General features: G+C 60.0%; 5 protein-coding genes. 1 reads left to right on the top strand and 4 read right to left on the bottom strand.

The genetic code is table 11. The features are described from left to right. From QVE23_RS09885 to QVE23_RS09870, 4 genes are all read right to left on the bottom strand, one after another. Positions 1-214, bottom strand: a 214-nt coding sequence (locus tag QVE23_RS09885; RefSeq protein WP_287968108.1) for an ATP-binding cassette domain-containing protein, incomplete at its 3' end; no start/stop codon positions are given. 4 nt (positions 215-218) lie between these two features. Then, positions 219-1862, bottom strand: coding sequence for an RND family efflux transporter (locus tag QVE23_RS09880; protein ID WP_021748446.1), 1644 nt, complete (start codon positions 1860-1862; stop codon positions 219-221). 1 nt (position 1863) lies between these two features. Beyond that, positions 1864-2505, bottom strand: coding sequence for a TetR/AcrR family transcriptional regulator (locus tag QVE23_RS09875; protein ID WP_021748445.1), 642 nt, complete (start codon positions 2503-2505; stop codon positions 1864-1866). A gap of 192 nt (positions 2506-2697) precedes the next feature. Next, positions 2698-3387, bottom strand: coding sequence for a 3'-5' exonuclease (locus tag QVE23_RS09870; protein WP_021748444.1), 690 nt, complete (start codon positions 3385-3387; stop codon positions 2698-2700). Positions 3388-3578: 191 nt separating this feature from the next. Here QVE23_RS09870 and QVE23_RS09865 point away from each other — a divergent pair. Next, on the top strand, positions 3579-4228 hold a 650-nt coding region (locus QVE23_RS09865; RefSeq protein ID WP_287968106.1), incomplete at its 3' end, for a CatA-like O-acetyltransferase.

Below are 4228 nucleotides of genomic sequence, written 5' to 3'. Positions count from 1 at the left end.
CATCAATGCCCCCCAAGTGGTAGGTTCCCGACGTGGGAACGTCCAGGCAGCCGATAATGTTCATGGCCGTGGACTTGCCGGAACCGGAGGAGCCTACGATGGCCACGAACTCCCCCTGATCCACCGTCAGGTTGATGCCGTCCAGGGCGTGGACGGGCTCCTCTCCCATGTGGTAGATCTTGTAGATGTCTTTCAGTTCAATGAGATGGCTCACGGGATCAGCCTCCCATCATCATGTCCATCAAACTGGAAGCCTGGTTGCTGATGAGGACCACATCGCCCTCCTCCAGGCCGTCGGTAACCTCGATATACTCGTCATCGTTCCGACCCAGGGTGACCTCCTTGGTCTCCAGCTTGGTGACGTCCACCACGCTCAAACCGTCCTCACTGAGGGCGCCGGGGCCGGGAACAGTCACCGTGTTGCCCCGTTCCACCGCATCCACGGGGATGCACAGGGCGTTGGGGACCACTTCGCCGATGATCTGAGCGGAGACATTCATGCCCGGCCGCAGATCGCCGTAGTCCTCAATGATGATGGTGACGGGATAGCTGGTGGCACCGTTGGCGGTAGTGCCGTTGATGCTGACCTTATCCACCACGCCGGAGAACGTCTGGCCCTCCAGAGCGTCGGCGGTGATCCGCACCTCCTGCCCCACTTCTACCTTGCCGATGTCCAGTTCATCCACTGCCATCTCCAGCTCCAGATAGCTCAGGTCGTAAATCACCGCCAGCGTGCCGGAGGAAGCGCCGTCCACCTTGTCGCCGGCCTTGAAGTTCTTCTCAATCACGGTGCCGGCAATGGGAGATTTGATGTTGTAGTCATCCACCGCGCCGGAGGCAGTGCTGGCAGAGAGCTGGGCGGACTGGAGGTTCAGCCGTGCGCTCTCGATCTGGTCCCGGATGGTCTCGGACTCCACAGTGCACAGCACCTCGCCCTTGGTCACCGTGCTGCCGGCCAGCTTGGAGAAATCGTTCACCGTGCCGGAACCGGAGGCATACACCACAGAAGAGGCGGGCATGGACACCGGAGCCTGGCCGTAGCTGGAATAGCTGCCGATGATGGCGGAGGCAGTGACGGCGTCGGACACTGTACCGGGATTGTTCAGCCGCACCCGGACGGAGACGGCCTCCTTGCCGTTGCTGGTGATGGTGGTAGAGTTGGAGACATAGGTCACCGTGCCCATCTGAGAACCGGCGTAGCCGTCCACAAACACGGTGGCGGCCTGCCCCACATAGAAGTCACTGGGGGAGGCAAAGGGGAACAGGAAGTCGATGGACAGCTCCGTGCTGGCCACGATCTTCGCCAGCTGCGTCCCAGCGGTGACGCTCTCGCCGTTGTGGACGTAGATCTCGCTCACCGTGCCGGAGATGGGCGCCGTGGGGTGCAGGGCCTCCTGGGCCTGCTGATAGGACATCTGGGCCTGCTGCACGGAGATCTGGGCCCGGTCCATGGAATCCTGGGCGTCGCTGCTGTCCATGGTGTAGAGCAGGGTGTCCTTGGTCACAAGGTCGCCCTCTTCAAAGGGAGCGCTGACGATATCGCCGGAGAGCAGGGTGGTGACGTTGTAAGAGTCCGCCGGCTGCAACGTGGCGGTGCCGGAGACGCTGACCGTCAGATCCTGCCGGGTGACGGTGGACACCAGATAGCTGCTGCTGAGTTGGGTGTTGACGTTTTTGGTCAGTCTGGACACGCAGCCCGCCACAATGGCGATCACCACTACCAAAATAATCAGAATTTTCAGCCAGCGCTTCTTTTTCTTGCCGCCAAAGCCCTTCAGGGAGAATTTCTTTTTCTCCGTCTTTTCCGGCGCGGGCACGCTGGGCGCCTCGGCGGAGGTCTCGTTCATCCATTCAGTTTCCATGTTATGTAATCTCCTTGTTCTCGATTTCCGCGGTGGGGCGCTTCCCCATACCGCGCTTGAAGATGTTCAGAATGTTTTCCAGGCGATCCCGGGTCCCGGGATCGCCACCGGCCTGCAGGCCGGTGTAAATCATGGGAGCCGCCACAACCAGCAGTGTGCCCAGGATGTCGCCCAAGTCCCGGTCCTGCCGCAGGTCCAGCAGGTCCGGATTCACTGCGCCGCCCAGGCGCTGGAGAAGCGTTTCCGCATCCAGCATTTCCAGCAGCCCATTCTTCTGCATCCCGCTGTTGCAGCGGATGATTCCGGTCATGGCGCCGATCTCTCCCAGGTGCTGATTGTCGATTTTTGCCTGCACGTAATCATACAGATCCAACAGCGCCTGAAAAATGTCGCCGCCGTTTCGGAGCAGAAACTCCTCCAGCAGCATGAACAACTGATCCACATATCCCTTCAGCAGATAGCGGAACAGGTCCTCCTTATCCTGAAAGTACATGTAAAAGCTGCCCCGGGGGATGCCTGCCTCCTTGATGATCTGGTTGATGGACGCCTCGTTGAAAGGCCGGTGGGAAAACTCCCGGGTGGCCGCCTCCAACAACTTCTCCTGCTTTTCCGCCGGCAGATTCAAAAAAGTGCTGCTCGGCACGCTGTTTCATCCTCTCTTATACGAAATAGAAGGTCCGTTTTCTTCAGCGCCGCCCCTGATTTTATACCTTCCTCCCGGGGGAAGGTCAAGGGGTTTCCGGCGAATGGAAAAAAGAAACATGACAACCTGTCGCTTATCATAGCTGACAAGTTGTCATATTGCAAGAGGGAATTGCGAAAATTCACAAATATTTCACAGTGTTTCCGTCACTTCATACAGAGGCCGGACCCGCTGATAGGGCTGAGGCCGGTACTCCACCGAAGCGATCCGCCGTCCGGAGACACCGTACTTGGGGGAGTAGCCGAATAGATCCACATACCGGTCCAAATCGTCCCGCTCCGCCGCCATGGCCTCCAGCAGCACCGCTGCGGCCCGGGCGTCATCCACCGCCCGGTGGCTGTTCACCGCCTGATCCTCCAATCCGTAGGCTGTGATGGCATCGTTGAGCTTGTGAGGGTAATCCCGCCGGTCCCGGTACACCGTGAGGACATCCAGAAACCGGGGTGCCCGCAGGACATCCGCTCGCCCGAAGGGCCGCAGGAAATGATAGAGGAAGTTCAGATCGAACTGGGCGTTGTAGGCCGCCAGCAGCGTCCGCTCTCCCCCGCCCAACAGGTTGCAGAACGCCTCACAGGCGTCGGCTTTCTCCACGCCCTCCTGTTCCAGCTGCTCTTCCGTGATGCCGGTGAGCTGGGTGATAAAGGGCGGCAGCGTCCGCCCCGGGGAGAGGCGGAGCAGCAGGTCCATGCAGTCCGTCTCTCCCTCCGCGGAAAAGGCGGCGGCCCCCAGCTCGATGATCTCGTCCCGCCCGAACTCGATGCCGGTGGTCTCCGTGTCGAATACCACGATCCGGTCAAATTGCTTCCAAAGGCCTGTCTCCATGGCAGTCCCTCCTGTCGAATGTTGTCTTTTCAGAATAGGGCGGCCAGCCGGAATTGTCAAGGGGGTGCCGCCGTTGACTTTCTCCCCCGGGCCGGATAAAATGAAGGCAGAATCTCGGAGAGGAGGGTACTCTGTGAAGCGCGGACTTGACACCGCCTCCTAAAATCAACCAATTATTTTAGGAGGCTTATATGAACGACAATTTCTGCCCGTCCCACACTGTGGTGGAACTGGATACCTGGGAGCGAGGCCCTGTATTCCGTCATTTTATCGACGACCTGCGCTGTGTCATGAGCCTGACGGTGGATCTGGAGATCTCCCGATTCCTGAAGCGGTTTTCGGCCAGTGGCTTCCGCTTCTACCCCGCCATGATCTGGGCGGTGTCCAACGTGCTCAACGCCCACGCGGAGTTCCGGTACGGCTGGGACGATCAGGGGCGGCTGGTCCTCTGGGACCGGATCGAGCCCTACTACGCCCACTTCCACCCGGACAGGGAGACCTTTGCGAAGCTGGTGACGCCCTTCTCTTCGGACCTGGAGACCTTCCACCGCCGCTTTCTGGAGGATCGGACACGGTACGCCGCCCTGGACCACTTCGACCTGACGGACGTGCCGCCCAACACCTTTGATGTGTCGTGCCTGCCCTGGGTCCGGTACCGCAGCTTCGACATGCACATCTTCGACAGCGGCACCTATCTGGCCCCGGTGGTCACCTGGGGAAAATATGAACGGGAGGGAGACCGGACGATCCTGCCCGTCTCCCTGAATATCCACCACGCCGTGGCGGACGGATTCCATCTGTCCCGGTTTTTCCTGGAGCTACAGGAGCTGCTGGACGCACC

Origin of the sequence: Oscillibacter sp. KLE 1728 (assembly GCF_934833455.1) — a bacterium.
Lineage (GTDB): Bacteria > Bacillota > Clostridia > Oscillospirales > Oscillospiraceae > Oscillibacter > Oscillibacter welbionis.
The sequence above is the reverse complement of the archived record's forward strand: the minus strand, read 5'-3'. Positions and strand labels throughout refer to the sequence as shown.